The 13718-nt window shown below is 40.1% G+C and carries 14 protein-coding genes; 5 read left to right on the top strand and 9 right to left on the bottom strand.

The annotated features are described in order from the left end of the window. Nucleotides 1-8: 8 nt before the first annotated feature. The 5 genes from H3R28_RS00515 to H3R28_RS00495 form a co-directional block, all read right to left on the bottom strand. Nucleotides 9-530 carry a disulfide bond formation protein B gene (locus H3R28_RS00515; RefSeq protein WP_370552808.1) on the bottom strand — a complete coding sequence of 174 codons (522 nt, stop codon included), beginning with the start codon at nucleotides 528-530 and terminating at the stop codon, nucleotides 9-11. A gap of 88 nt (nucleotides 531-618) precedes the next feature. Further along, nucleotides 619-1146 (bottom strand): DUF2155 domain-containing protein, encoded by a 528-nt coding sequence (locus tag H3R28_RS00510; protein ID WP_198209406.1) that lies wholly within the window; start codon nucleotides 1144-1146, stop codon nucleotides 619-621. Continuing rightward, nucleotides 1143-1364 (bottom strand): hypothetical protein, encoded by a 222-nt coding sequence (locus H3R28_RS00505; RefSeq protein WP_122123977.1) that lies wholly within the window; start codon nucleotides 1362-1364, stop codon nucleotides 1143-1145. The genes H3R28_RS00510 and H3R28_RS00505 overlap by 4 nt, the downstream gene beginning before the upstream one ends. Nucleotides 1365-1393: 29 nt before the next feature. Further along, complete coding sequence (gene mlaD, locus H3R28_RS00500) at nucleotides 1394-1927, bottom strand: outer membrane lipid asymmetry maintenance protein MlaD (protein ID WP_198209408.1); 534 nt, start codon at nucleotides 1925-1927, stop codon at nucleotides 1394-1396. A 15-nt stretch (nucleotides 1928-1942) separates the two neighbouring features. After that, complete coding sequence (locus H3R28_RS00495) at nucleotides 1943-2311, bottom strand: NADH-ubiquinone oxidoreductase subunit NDUFA12 family protein (RefSeq protein ID WP_122123979.1); 369 nt, start codon at nucleotides 2309-2311, stop codon at nucleotides 1943-1945. Between the two features lie 306 nt (nucleotides 2312-2617). Here H3R28_RS00495 and H3R28_RS00490 point away from each other — a divergent pair, with 306 nt between their 5' ends. Beyond that, nucleotides 2618-4177, top strand: a complete 1560-nt coding sequence (locus H3R28_RS00490) for a vitamin B12-dependent ribonucleotide reductase (RefSeq protein WP_155569561.1) — start codon at nucleotides 2618-2620, stop codon at nucleotides 4175-4177. Between the two features lie 14 nt (nucleotides 4178-4191). Continuing rightward, on the top strand, nucleotides 4192-4653 hold the full coding sequence (locus tag H3R28_RS00485) for a RidA family protein (RefSeq protein WP_198209410.1): 462 nt from the start codon (nucleotides 4192-4194) through the stop codon (nucleotides 4651-4653). A 773-nt stretch (nucleotides 4654-5426) separates the two neighbouring features. On the opposite strand, the gene recA is transcribed toward H3R28_RS00485, so the two are convergent. Beyond that, nucleotides 5427-6455, bottom strand: coding sequence for a recombinase RecA (gene recA, locus H3R28_RS00480; RefSeq protein WP_110438496.1), 1029 nt, complete (start codon nucleotides 6453-6455; stop codon nucleotides 5427-5429). A 177-nt stretch (nucleotides 6456-6632) separates the two neighbouring features. Further along, a complete protein-coding gene (locus H3R28_RS00475; RefSeq protein ID WP_370552807.1) occupies nucleotides 6633-8156 on the bottom strand; it encodes a gamma-glutamyltransferase in 1524 nt (507 codons plus the stop codon). A gap of 179 nt (nucleotides 8157-8335) precedes the next feature. Between H3R28_RS00475 and H3R28_RS00470 the strand changes: the two genes are divergently transcribed. Further along, nucleotides 8336-9100 carry a DsbA family protein gene (locus tag H3R28_RS00470; RefSeq protein ID WP_155565857.1) on the top strand — a complete coding sequence of 255 codons (765 nt, stop codon included), beginning with the start codon at nucleotides 8336-8338 and terminating at the stop codon, nucleotides 9098-9100. A 44-nt stretch (nucleotides 9101-9144) separates the two neighbouring features. On the opposite strand, the gene hemA is transcribed toward H3R28_RS00470, so the two are convergent. Together hemA and H3R28_RS00460 are read right to left on the bottom strand one after the other, a co-directional pair. Continuing rightward, a complete protein-coding gene (gene hemA, locus H3R28_RS00465) occupies nucleotides 9145-10371 on the bottom strand; it encodes a 5-aminolevulinate synthase (protein WP_370552806.1) in 1227 nt (408 codons plus the stop codon). A 119-nt stretch (nucleotides 10372-10490) separates the two neighbouring features. Beyond that, nucleotides 10491-10946 (bottom strand): hypothetical protein, encoded by a 456-nt coding sequence (locus H3R28_RS00460; protein WP_198209412.1) that lies wholly within the window; start codon nucleotides 10944-10946, stop codon nucleotides 10491-10493. Nucleotides 10947-11378: 432 nt separating this feature from the next. On the opposite strand from H3R28_RS00460, the gene gap reads away from it, so the two are divergent. Further along, on the top strand, nucleotides 11379-12404 hold the full coding sequence (gene gap / locus H3R28_RS00455) for a type I glyceraldehyde-3-phosphate dehydrogenase (RefSeq protein ID WP_155568432.1): 1026 nt from the start codon (nucleotides 11379-11381) through the stop codon (nucleotides 12402-12404). Then, the gene (locus H3R28_RS00450) at nucleotides 12404-13630 is read left to right on the top strand and encodes a phosphoglycerate kinase (RefSeq protein ID WP_110438500.1); all 1227 of its coding nucleotides are present in this window, start codon (nucleotides 12404-12406) and stop codon (nucleotides 13628-13630) included. Before gap ends, H3R28_RS00450 begins: the two co-directional genes overlap by 1 nt. Nucleotides 13631-13718 lie beyond the last annotated feature (88 nt).

Below are 13718 nucleotides of genomic sequence, written 5' to 3'. Positions count from 1 at the left end.
TTAATGATCTAGAAATATATTCTACGATTATGTTTTTCTTCAACCAACCGCCAAATCAATATAGCAAATAAGAAAAGAGAATATAATCCATTTAGCATTGTCAATGAAACTGGCAGCCAAGAAAAAGGATAAGAAGCGACATCACAGGGTTTGCCTGGACGATCCGGCATAGCGCCAAGCCGATCGGCAAGATTGTCCGTTGCGACAAGATTGGCGCTACACTCAGGTAACGGACTTGCCCACCATCCTTGTTCCACCCCAATATGTAAACAGGAAATGCCAATACTCATCAACAAAACCATAAATCCAACCCATAAAATCAAGGTCAAATATCGTGTCGGAATAAAAATACCCAAAATACCCAAAATAATCAGAAAACGATATGGCCATCTTTCCAATAAACACAAACCACAGGGAACCATATGCAAAACATGCTGTAAAAACCACGCTGCACCAATAGCGAATGCGCCTGCCAATATAAAGAAAATTGCGGTAATCGTTTTCATATAATATTTATTATAATTGGTCACGACTGATACCTAGACTGGTTTGCACATGAATGATGAACGGTTAAATATGAAATAGACTTTATAAAAAAGTGAGTTTACCATATTTTTTTTAATGTTGCGATTGCAAAGACTTCTCTAACGAATTTTCAATTGATTCTGAAGATTGCTCAACAGGGTGCTGTATATTTTTTTCATCTTTTTTTTCAACTTTTTTGGGATCATTCATTGAATTACCCGCACAGCCAACAACACTTATATTATATAGAGGATGCTCAAAAACAGCTATTCCAGGTTCAGATAAAAACATCCATGAGGCAAAATGAATGGATGTTAATTTTGTGTCTGTTACTTGAAGAAAAGCGGCACTATCAAAAGGTGTTGAGGGAGGACGTATTACACAATTAAGAGCCTCGATTGTCAGGGTCTGGTATCGCACTGATTGTCCAACCGGTATATTTAAAATTTCAGTATGGGCTTCAAGTTTATTCAAAATTCGAACAACAGCTTCGGATTGTCTTATCCACTGTTCAGCAACATTGGGATTTTGTTTTGCTGATTTACTGGTTTCAGCCAAACTGTTTGAAATATTACCTATTCCCAGTATGACAACAGCTAAACAGTAAAAATATTTTTTCATTTTACCGGACTCCGTAATTGATCTACCATATCTTTTAGAAAATCCCGCATGAATTCTTCGTCCACTCCAATCAGCAATGCGTCCTCAAATACATCCTGCATATATTGTGTTAACTCGGTTTTGTTTTCTTCCAGAATTTTTAATTTTTCTTTGCAGGTTACAGGTTTTCCATCAGATTGAGGCCAGTTTAATGAAGATGTTTGAACTTCTGTTTTCATCTTAACCAACCCTTAAATTCTTAAACTAGTCAATGTAATTCATTATTATGGAATTGATCAGCAGAATTGTCCGCCTTTTTCTTTTCATTCTTACTCATATTATCTGTAACAGAGAAAATAAATTTGCTTAAAAGCTGTTGCAAACTGATAGCCCCTTGGGTATGGGTCAGAAACTGACCAGGTTTAAGAACCTTTTCATCACCACCTGGAGAAAGATCAATATATTTTCCACCTAGCAAACTATCACTTGTAATAATTGCCGCCGTATCAACTGGTAATTTTACATCTGGCCGAACCGTAAAAGTTACAACTGCATTAAATTTCTTTGGATCAACCTTTTCCTGAATAACCTGACCTACGCTCACCCCTGCCAATTTTACGTCTGAACCAACTTCCAGTCCGTCAATCTGGCTAAACGATGCGCATAACGGATATCCCCCAACATTTTTCTGCCCATGTCCAATAATAGCCATGATAACAGCAACAACAAAAACAACCAACACTATCAAACCTGTGACAAGTGCAATTATTTGCTGTGTTTTTTGAGAGGGCGTCAATACCATGAACTATCTTTTCAACTAAACCTCAGGAACCCAGCTTTCATAATCACCCGTAGCCTTGGCTCGTTGACCACCGGCATAATCGCTCCCTTGTGGATGATAAGCCTTGGCTGTTCCGGTTAAATTGGAATGATAGGGAATTTGCCAGGGATGACGCTTTGATACCGGAACTGGTGCATCCGCCTCATAATGTAGCCAGACCCACCACTCTGGGGGAACCGCGGAGGGATCATCACCTTTTTTATAAATAACCCACCGCTCACGACGACGTTCACCTCCGCCAAGACGGTTTAGTTTGCGAGATTCATAATAGGAACGTCCATCAGAATCTTTCCCGACCAAACGTCCTTTTAAAAGTGTGTGTAAACGCGTTCCAAGTGTTGTCATAATATAATTCAAACAAAATAATTATGTAGTATCTTTATCAAATAACTTCTAACAACCATATACCTTTTTTCCATAAAAATCACAAAAAAAAATTAAATTGGATTCTAATTAAAGCGAATAATCAAAAGATTACATCCTAAGATAAATAAAAAATTGAAAACAAACTAAACCGGAATTTTATCCACAATATCCACTGAATACAGATACCTGTATAACTTTTTACCTATTTATTCAGCTTATCGACAATCCAAAAAAAATGTAAACTTGATTATTATGAACACAAGACATATTTGGAATGGCGTCAGGATGCGTAATCTGCAAGCCGCGATTGATCCCGACGCATCTCTTTATTCAGTAACCATGCCCGCTCGATGGGAGGATCAAACTGCAACAGCGATCCTACAGTTATGTTCATCCTATCAACTGGAATCCTCCTCTGTTAAAACAGATCAGATCACTGCCAACTGGTTACTGCCTCTTTGTGATCATGCGGCAAATGCAGGGATCAAAAATTGGACAGTTTATGACTGGGAAACAATTCTGCTAAACCAACAGGCTTGTCCCAATCAACGTATTTGGCAAAATGACAACAGTCAAAAACCCGCCTTTACCATAAATTTGGCTGCCTTTGCGTCAACTGAAACAGGGTTTGACGCGCATTCTTATCGGAAAGTTCTGCAAATTGTTATCGATAGTATCCGTATTCTCTATAAGCAACAGTTCAATTTCATTAACAGTGAGCTCCCCTTTCCAGATTTGCAGATTTCCCCAAAGCAAAAGCCTGTAGATTCTGAAAATGCAGAATCATATCACAATATTGCCGGGACAGTTTATCTTACCAATTTAGATGCCTGTCTTGCACAGCTCGGTCTGGAATATGACAGTATCCAAGGACGGGATGTGGCTTGTTGCCTTACCTGTTTTGCAACCTTACTCTCAACTGCGGGTTGTGGATCTGATTATCTTCCCTTGTCACCAGACTGGAATGCATTACCAGAATTAACTACCCTTGCCAAAGAAATATGGAGTCTTGCCTCTGAGGAAAAAACTTTGCCTCTGCCCAGGATAGAAACCAGTTTCTCAATTCCCGGACCTGAAGATCTATTTCTAGGATCAGAAGCATGTGGACTTGCCCCCATATTTTCCCCTGTTACCGAAGACGGACATCTGGCAATAAGTACTATTGCGCGAATGGCAAAACAAAAATTAACTCCTGAAAGTGCACTGGCTGCAACCCTATCGGGAAATTTGATACTTCAACCCCCTTCTCATCAGGCGCATTGCACAATGCATCAGGCATTGATCGGTTTTACAACTTCAATGCCCCCCCGTCCCCATCCAATGGAATATCCCCTCGCTTCAAAAACCATATTACCCCGGGGAATTCGAGAACCTCTTCCACCACGTCACAAAGGAATTACACAAAAAGCGAGTATTGCTGGACGTGGATTGTTTTTGCGTACAGGTGAATACGAAGATGGCAAGCTTGGTGAGATATCGATTACGCCTTTAAAAGAAAATGCCATGGTTAAAGGTTTGTTAGACAGCCTTGGCCAGGCTGTCAGTATTGGTCTGCAATATGGGGTTCCTTTAAAGGAATTCGTTTCCGCATTTGCCTATAGCCGCTTCGGCATTGCCGGAACCGTTGAAGGGGATCCAGGAGCGATTTACGCGACCTCGTTTCTGGATTATAGCTTCCGGCTATTATCAGATGTTTATTTAAACCAGCCTTTACCTGACGCACCTAATAATTTACAGTCTGATGAGGAAAAACTCCCCATGCTGCCTTTGGATCTACCAGAGGAAGAAATGAATCAATCTCACTCTTCCCCACGGAAACATTCAAAATTCAAACTTGTAAGCTGAGAAAGGATCAAGACATGTCATCTATTGAGGAACGCATTGCCAAACTTGGAATTCAACTTCCTACCCCGACAGCCCCTGTTGCAAATTATCTTCCTGCAATCAAAACCAATAATTCCCTGATTATTTCTGGTCAACTTCCTTTTATAGACGGGAAACTTTTTGCAACCGGGAAATTGGGCGCGACCATTGACCTTAAAACTGGGCAACAAGCAGCCCGCTATTGCATGATCAATATTTTGGCACAGGCCAAGGCTGCTATTGGACAGTTAAATGAAATCAGCAAATTAATCCGCCTAGGGGGGTTCATTGCCAGTATACCGGAATTTACCCAGCAGGCTGTTGTCATGAATGGAGCATCAGATCTAGCTGTAGAAATTTTTGAAGACAAAGGACGACATGCACGTTCTGCCTTTGGTGTGGCATGTTTACCAATGGATGCCTGTGTTGAGGTTGAAGCTTGGTTTGAATTGAAATAAATCTATTCTGCCAGTTGATCTATACGAGTATAATAATTAATTATACTCTGTATATATATCTGGTATGCATTTAAATATATTATCCAGAGTTTCTTGCAAGTATCATGTTTCTGTTTTTTTCTCATCAAACAGGATTATACTTATATTTAAAATGCAATCAGCATATCGATTTATGATTATTATCTAATAACAATGTCAAAATAACTTTTTATATCTCGACATACAACTGTTTTAGATCTACAACTTGCTGAGAGACTACCTTTTTAATATCGAAACAATTCGTTATTCATTTTATCAGGTACATCTAAATTTGTAAAAAATCTATATACCCTGCCATTTGCAAGAATGACTATACGAGCTTCCGTTACTGAAAAATACCGTGAATTTGTGAGGCCTGTATTTATATTAAGATCATCGCCAATATTTTATATACAATTAAAATTTGATTTTTTTCATCTTTTAAGATCGCAAAATCCATCTTTTCGTCCATTTTAATACTGTATCTGCAATTATATTCCTGCATAACCCCAAGATGACTGAATACGTCATGCTCCAGAATCATCTGGGCAAAGGGAAGGATAAAAAAAGTTTTTAGCGAGTTCTTCTGTCTGCGTTAATAAACCCTGCCACTTAATTTTATTCACATTCCATTTTTAATTTTCTCCATCTAGATCATTTGAATGCAACATTTAATAATCATAAACTATTAAATTTATCAATTTCTATACAACAAATTGATAAATGAAGAAAATTAACAACTATAACTAGCTATCTCACAAATCATCAGTGCCGATAGCCATATCATCCATCGAGCCTTCACCAATAATACCAGAATGCTCACGAATACGTTGCTCAATAACCTGACTTATCTCCGGATGCTCTCGCAAGAACTGCTTTACATTTTCCCGTCCCTGACCAATACGCTGACTGTCATAAGAAAACCAAGAACCGGCTTTTTCAATAATCCCTGCTTTTACACCCAGATCTATCAATTCTCCCATCTTACTAATTCCTTCTCCATACATAATGTCGAATTCAACCTGCTTGAAAGGAGGAGCCATTTTATTTTTAACCACCTTAATCCGCGTCTGGTTTCCTGTGATTTCATCTTTTTCCTTCACCTGACCGATACGACGAATATCCATTCGTACAGAAGAATAGAACTTCAATGCATTTCCGCCTGTAGTTGTTTCTGGTGATCCAAACATAACACCAATCTTTTGACGAATTTGATTGAGGAAAATCAGACAGGTATTGGAACGAGAAACAGATCCGGTCAATTTTCTTAAGGCCTGGCTCATCAAACGGGCATGTAATCCAACATGATTGTCCCCCATATCCCCTTCCAACTCTGCACGGGGAACCAATGCCGCCACACTGTCCACTACCAAGACATCAATAGCGCCAGAACGAACCAAAGTATCCGCAATTTCCAATGCCTGTTCCCCGGCATCAGGTTGAGAGATGAGCAAATTATCAATATCAACGCCGAGCTTACGCGCATAAATGGGATCAAGGGCATGTTCGGCATCCAAAAATGCACATGTACCACCCTTTTTTTGAGCCTCGGCTATAATATGCAACGCCATTGTTGTTTTCCCGGAACTTTCTGGACCATAGATTTCAACTATACGTCCACGAGGGACACCACCAATTCCTAAAGCAATATCCAGACCAATCGAGCCTGTTGAAATTGCTTCCACTTGAACGACAGACTGCTCTCCCATCTTCATGATTGAACCTTTACCAAAGGCACGTTCAATCTGAGACAAAGCTCCTTCTAATGCTTTATTCTTGTCCATTATTTTTAGAATTTCCTTATAAATAAATAACGTGGGGACCGTAAATCCTCAGATTAACCCCAGTTAAACATTTATTGCTGCTTTTGAAGATTTTAAAAGATAAAAATACAATATTTACATTTACAATATTGGTGTTTTTATCAAAATATCAATGATCCATAACAGCAATAATTATTCTTAACGGCTAATTGCCAATCCCATACCATTTGGATCTGTATAAGCATGACATTGCCTGTCATTTCCTGGCAACCCATCAGAACAATAAACGGCATTTACCCGTCCTTTTGAGCCGCTCGAATTCGGTAATGAAACACCCTTTTCCCGTTCATTTCCTTGTTTGTTCAAAAAAGAATTCATGGTCACGGCAGCCTCTTGCGCCGCATCATTCTGTCCAGAGGCAGAAACTCCTGCAATAAAACGCTGTTTATACGTTGAAATCGATCCTGTTAACAAAGGTGGCGGCAACTGGCGAGGAGACGCAGCCATGACGATACCGGTTGTTCCAGAAATACGTCCTGTACCAAATAAATTATTCATGGTTAAGGCACAAGAAACGGCTCCCCCATCACGATCAACAACTACAAAAGATGTAGATGCTGGCAATGCTGGCAAACTGCCGCTGCCCGCCTTCCCATTATCAAGCCAGTCTTGAGCTTTTTTTGTCATTCCCTCAATGGATGACTTCAAATAAGTAGAACTGTTTTCTGCACGCCATTTTGCAACTGTACCCTGGGCAACATCATCCCTATTTTGTCCATTATGCATCGCCATTGCCATACCCAGACCTCCATCTGCAGGAGGAGATAAAAAATATGTAATATTTTGTCCTTGTGTCAAAGACAAAGCTGAGGTTTGAACAGGCAGGGCATTTCTAAAGTCCTCGTTATACAACCCCCCTCCCGCAATCTGGGATCCCAAGGCATAACTTCTTGCAAGAGAACCAATATAAAGATCTGCAATACCTGCACTAATCAATCGGTCATAAATAATCTTTAAACGAGGCTGATATAGAATATCCCCAGCCTTAAGAGGAAGTCCATTTGCGTTTGTAAATGCTCTCTGCATGGCAGAATCTTCAAATAAGGGCTGCTGAACAGCTGCCAGATCACTCGCCAACGTGTCAGAAACGGGAGCACCATTTCCTGCCAAATTACCAACCAACCGTAAAATATCATTAATATCTGACTTGCCGTAACTTGCCTGTAATAAATATAATCCTCTTGCCATCATTGGAATCGCAGCTGGACGATCACTATTACTGGAAGGTTTTCTTCCTGCCTGAGGAAGGAAAATAATTGACTGTGCCGGCTGTCCGGGATGATACGCCAGACATGCTCCACCTCCTCCCAGCGAGGCACGGGAAGGCAAAGTTACTGTCAATGCCATACCTAGGGCCGTAGCTGCATCAGCCGCATTTCCCCCACGAATCAGGATATCCCGCGCCAACATGGCGGCTTGTGGTTCATCTGCAGCAACGCTCCCAACATATCCTGTTACACGATGATTCAAATTTGCAGATTTTGATAGTTTTTTCTCGTGATGATCCCCACCACATGCCGTTATTGAAAATGCCAAGGCCAAACCACAAACAGCCTTCTTAAACAAAACTATCTTTTGCCTTGATCCGTCCCTGAATTTTTGAGTAAATTTTGTTGTCTTTGCCTCAACACGACCTTTTGAAATTTGATAACGTTTTGACACGTGGCAGCGCTCCACTTAAAAAATCAATAATACCATAATAGGGTTCGAAAGTTATATTTAACTCAAATTATCAAGCCATACTCTATCGAGATTCATTTTATATCACAACAATTACAATTCTGTATAATATTATCCATCCATATGATAAAATCCCAATTTTACCAATCGGAAAACGCTTTATGAAAAAATTATCCTTTCGTCCTTTGATGACAGGTTCATTACTCTCCTGTCTTATCTCTTTCCCTGTCATTGGTCATAGTGAAGATCCAGCAGCAACTTTCTCATCCCAACAACGTAAAGAAATCATTTCCATTGTCAGACAGGCTCTAAAAGATGATCCAACCCTATTAGAAACTGGAATTCAAACCCTGATGAAAAAGAAAGAGCAACAACGCGCTTCACTTTCTACCCAGACAATAAAAGAGAAAAAAGGATTACTATTACGTCAGCTACCCACTGACGGACTGATGGGCGATCCAAACGCAGCTACAACCATTACTGAATTTTACGATCCAAATTGTGGATACTGTAAAAAAATGCTGCCTATTTTAATCGATCTGGTCAAGAAACATAAGGATGTCAAGATAATCCTAAAAGTCATTCCCATCCTTTCTGAAAACAGCAAATTGCAGTCTCAGGCCATAATTGCGGCAACTAGACAAAACAATTATGTTGCAATGATGCGCTCCTTGATGACCAGTCAGGAAGATATCAACCTTAATACAATCAAATCTATTGCACAGAAACTTAAACTGAACGCCGATCAATTGGTAATCGATATGAAAGCGGATTCCGTCACCAACGCTTTAAACGGCAACCTTCAATTAACTCATGATCTTGGTATTGAAGGTACTCCAGCCTTGATCATTAATGGTGAACATATCATTCAAGGTGCAATAAGCTATGACAATCTTGAACAAGTTATTGATAAACTTAATAAATAATATCATAGCTAAACTAAAGGCGACTCGCAAATCGCCTTTAAAATTCATTTTTTAGGTAACAAAGCTTTCAAGGCATCTACCATATCATCCATCATTTTATCCGTATGATAAGGATTGGGGGTCAATCGCAATCGTTCCGTTCCTTTGGGCACGGTTGGATAATTTATTGGTGGTGCATAAATTTTGTATTCATCCAGTAAACATTGACTTATTTTTTTGCATAACTCAGCCTCTCCAATAATTACGGGTACAATCTGGCTTTTTGTCTCGATAAAAGGAATATTGGCCTGTCTCAATTTTTCCTGAAACGTATGAATACGTTCAAACAATTTTTCACGACGCCAATTCTGCTGACGAACCAAACGAACACTTTTTAATGCCGCTGCCACAACAGATGGAGGTAGAGAAGTTGTAAATATAAATCCAGCCGCAGCCAATCGTAAATATTCAATAATTTCACGTTTCGCCGTTACATATCCCCCATGTACACCAAAGCCCTTTGCAAGGGTTCCTTCAATGATATCAACCTGATTCGCTACACCATCCCTTTGAGAAACACCTCCTCCCTCTTTTCCATATAAACCGACAGCATGTACCTCATCTAAATAAGTTAAGGCATTATATTTGTGTGCCAATGCACAGATGGACCCAATATCCGCAATATCGCCATCCATAGAATAGACACTTTCGAAAGCAATCAGTTTGGCAACATTTTTTGGAGCATTTGCAAGTTTATGTTCAAGATCCTGCAAATCATTATGTTTGAAAACCACACAATCAGCATTTTTAGCTCCTTTTATACCAGCAATCATAGAATTATGATTTTGCTGATCGGAAAAGGTCATCCAGTTCCCGGACATACTCGTTAGAATAGTTTGCAAACTCGCCTGGTTTGATACATAACCTGATACAAATAACAAGCCAGCCTCTTTACCATGCAAATCTGCAAGCTCAGCCTCAAGCGCTTCATGCAAGGGATGGGTTCCGGCAATATTTCTTGTCCCACCTGCACCTGCACCATATTTTTGAATAGCCATAATGGCGGCATTCATGACTTCAGGTTCAATTCCCATACCCAGATAATCATTGGCTGACCAGGCTATAATCGGGGTCTCCTCTTTTGCATTAATCTTTCTATCATAAACAGGATAATGCATTGACTGACGACTTAATGGGGTAAAACGCCGATACCGTCCCTGTTTCTCGATATCTCCAAGCGCCTCTTTGCAATAGGCATAAAAAGGATGTGAAGATATTATGGGTTCTGACACAATCTATTCTCCTATTTTAAATCCCTCGGGATTTAAATGATTCAACATGACAAAACATTGTCTGAATAACCAATCCATTACGTCCTCATATAGAACATATAAAAAATTATCCAATAACCTTATTGTATAGTGACTTGGACAACATTTTTCTTGACCCCACCATCTGCCTTGGCATTCATTTGAATTTGCTCCGCTTTTGCACCCGCTCGGATTATTTCATTTGCAATTGCCCTGCCTTCATGCGCTGCAATATTAGTCATTTGTTCCTGCTGCATTACAGGATCAGATGAAATTGGGGTGACAGAAGTAATAACAAACAAGGCATCCGCTTTTCTTGACAACGCATCCTTTACCAAATTTGTCAAAGTTTTTTCCCATTGATCCTGGGGCGTTCCCTCTACAATTTCGATCGGTGGTGCGGGCGGAGGCGGAGGAGGTGGAGGAGGCGGGGGAATATAAGGAGCGGGCCTACGTCCTGCACTCGGGTTAAAAGTCCTTTGATCAACCAGCTTACAAGAACTGAATAAAAAAAAACCACTTAATAACAAGGAAACATAACGCAAATGACTGATCATAAAATTGACTTAAAGTGCAAAGTTGGAAAAGAACGCTAACAATCTCAATTAAACCTTAATAATTGATTTTACAATATAAAGAAATCCTTTACCCTTATATTTCTGTTATTCAATAATCGAATTTATTCAATTACCCGAAATAAACCGTAAACTAAGACTGCTATTGACATGAAAGTTTCATTAAAAAAATTTGATCCTACACTTGATTCATATAAAAGATTGATAATCCTGTGCAATCACAACCTCATTTAGCATATTGTTAAAAAAGCTAACAAAAGATCAAATTTGTGGTAAATTATTAAGATTAATATTCACGTTATCAAAAAAACGTGATTAAATAGAGTTAAAGACGAAAAAAAGTTTTTATATTAATTTTCACAAGACGATTCGCCTTGGAAAATCTTTTTAACCTTAAAGGGAGATTTAACTATCATGGCTATTAAACTTGCAATTAACGGTTTTGGACGTATTGGTCGCTTGGTACTACGCAGCATCATTGAAACCGAACGTACTGATGCGGAAGTCGTATTGATTAACGACCTTGGCAGCCCAGAGGCCAATGCTCACCTTCTCCGTTATGATACGGTTCACGGTCGTCTTCCTGCAGATGTTAAAGTCGAAAATAATACAATGACCATTACAACACATAATGGACGTAAAATTGGCCCAATCAAAATTACAGCCGAAGCAGATCCAACAAAACTTCCATTACAAGGTGTTGATGTTGCAATGGAATGCACAGGACGTTTCACAAGCAAGGAGGCCGCAAGTGCATTGCTTCAGGCTGGTGCCCGTAAGGTTCTTGTTTCCGCCCCCGCAAAAAATGTTGATGCAACCATTGTTTACGGTGTTAACCACAAAATTATCAATGGCAACATGACTGTCATTTCCAATGCATCATGTACCACAAACTGTCTTGCTCCTATCGCAAAGGTTCTTCAGGATACAGTCGGAATTGAACGGGGCAGCATGTTGACCATCCACTCTTACACAGGTGATCAACGCACGGTTGACACATTACATAAAGATCTCCATCGTGCCCGTGCCGCTGCACAAAACATCATTCCGACAACAACTGGTGCCGCAAAAGCCGTTGCATTGGTTATTCCCGAATTAAAAGGGAAACTGGATGGAATTGCCATTCGCGTTCCAACCCCTAATGTTTCTTATGTTGCTTTGGACTTTGTTCCCACCAAAACACCCGCTTCTGTTGAAGAGTTAAATGCCTATTTCAAAAAAGCGGCCGAGGGTGAGCTAAAGGGTATTCTTGGCTATAATGATGAACCACTCGTAAGTTCCGATTTCAACCATTGCTTTAACTCCTCAACCTTTGATGCAACACAAACCGGATTTATTGACAATGGTAAATTGATCCGTGTTGCTGGCTGGTATGATAATGAATGGGGTTTCTCAACCCGTATGACTGATACAGCTGTTGCCCTTGGGAATGCAAAATAATGGTTGAACAGAAAACTTTCAAAACCCTTGATGATCTTGATTGCAAAGGTAAGAAAGTTCTCTTGCGCGGGGATCTGAATGTCCCCATGCATGATGGCAGAATTACCGATACAACGCGTCTGGATCGTTTGGTCCCCACCATCAAGGAACTGGTTAAAAAAGGTGCAAAGGTTATTCTGTGCAGCCATTTTGCCCGTCCAAAAGGCAAGGTGGTTCCAGAAATGTCTTTAAAACCAGTCGGTGAAGCTTTATCCAATATCTTAAAACAGCCTGTGGCTTTTGCTGATAATTGTGTTGGCCCTGATGCCCAGAAAGCTGTCACGTCAATGAAAGACGGTGATATTCTCTTACTTGAAAACACCCGCTTTCATGCTGGTGAAGAAAAGAATGATCCAACGCTTTCTAGAGAGCTTGCTTCTTTGGCAGACGTTTATGTTGATGATGCTTTTTCAGCCTCCCATCGTGCCCATGCATCAACCGAGGGTGTTACCAAATTCCTGCCTTCATTTGCAGGTCGTCTAATGGAGGCTGAATTAAATGCATTGAATGCCGCCCTGGAACATCCTGACCGTCCAGTTGGTGCCATTATCGGCGGGTCAAAGATTTCCACAAAGCTTGATTTGCTTTCCAATATGATCAATAAGGTTGATGTATTGATTATTGGTGGGGCTATGGCCAATACCTTTCTTGCCGCTCAAGGCGTCAAGACTGGTAAATCCCTGCAGGAAGCCGACATGCATGAAACAGCTCGTGACATCATGGAAAAGGCAAAAGAACAAAATTGTAAAATTCTATTACCTGTAGATGTTGTTGTGGCCGCTGAATTAAAAAATAATCCAGCGACACAAACTGTTGATGTCCATGCCGTTCCCGATAACCAAATGATTTTGGATGTTGGGCCAAAAACGGTGAAATTACTGAACAAGTATCTAGCTGAGCTCAAGACCTTGGTATGGAACGGGCCTTTGGGTGCTTTTGAATTCACACCTTTTGATAAGGCAACCAATGAAGTGGCTCAAGAAGCTGCCAAATTAACCAAGGCTGGCAAGCTTAAAAGTATTGCTGGCGGCGGTGATACGGTTTCTGCCTTAAAACATGCTGGCGTTATCAATGAAATGTCTTATGTTTCAACCGCTGGTGGCGCATTTCTTGAATGGCTGGAAGGTAAAGCTCTTCCAGGTATTGTTGCCCTAACAACATTAGCTCAAGAAACAATGCCTTTATAGGTTTTTTAAAAAAACTTTTGAAACAAAAAAGGCTGATTTTTCAGTCTTTTTTGTTTTTCTACTTGAAATATGACAATCATATTCCCGA

This window comes from Commensalibacter sp. M0268 (assembly GCF_016101925.1).
GTDB lineage: Bacteria > Pseudomonadota > Alphaproteobacteria > Acetobacterales > Acetobacteraceae > Commensalibacter > Commensalibacter melissae.
Note: the sequence above shows the minus strand (reverse complement) of the source record. Positions and strands in the feature narration are given on the sequence as shown.